Source organism: Bartonella sp. AA78NXGY (genome assembly GCF_042197005.1).
In the GTDB taxonomy this organism is placed as follows: Bacteria; Pseudomonadota; Alphaproteobacteria; order Rhizobiales; family Rhizobiaceae; genus Bartonella.
The window spans coordinates 1-643 of the sequence record NZ_JBHIRI010000096.1 but is presented as its reverse complement, the minus strand read 5'-3'; the positions used below and the strand labels follow the sequence as shown (position 1 = coordinate 643).

Sequence of the window (643 nt, the reverse complement as noted above, 5' to 3'; positions counted from 1 at the left end):
GCTGCTAGGAAAGAACTAACTAAACTCGCTGCTAAAGAAAAAAAGCTTTGGTTAAAAAAGAAACCCACTAAATTTACTGATAGCAAATTTGGACAGACAAACAAAGCCTATCAGAGAGACGATTTGTTTGATCCTAACAGAGTTTCTAAATGGACTGAAAACAAAAAAGAAGTGTGGGGCACCAATGTTGAAAGGATGGAAGCAGGAAGAGCACCGATAGGATTTGATGATGAGTCTGTTGAGTTGCATCATTTATCACAAACACCTGAAGGGCCCATAGCAGAAATGAGCAAAGAATCTCACCAAAAATATACTTCTGTTATTCATGCTAATCCAAAAACACATCAATCGCTTATAGAGAGAGAAAAGTTTGGTAAGTGGAGAGAGGAATATTGGAAGGAACGTGCTAAAGGATTTAGAGAACAAAAAAACAGTAATTTAGGAGGAATAATCGATATGAAATGGAGTATCATAGGGATAGATTTTGACAGATGGGGACAAGAGCATCGGCAGTAATGCTCTACGGTTGATGAAAAGAGAGAAAAAAGAAGTTTGGAGAAATAATCGATGAAAACCTATACCTTAGATGATGTTGTAGAATTAGTTGATAAATATAATGATATTATCAATTTTCGTACTGAAG

Annotated in this window: 1 protein-coding gene; it reads left to right on the top strand. The window is 35.8% G+C overall.

The genetic code is table 11. From position 1 onward, the window contains the following. A partial coding sequence (locus ACFINL_RS09825; protein ID WP_375651500.1) for an HNH/ENDO VII family nuclease occupies window positions 1-516 on the top strand: 516 nt, incomplete at its 5' end. Window positions 517-643: the final 127 nt, after the last annotated feature.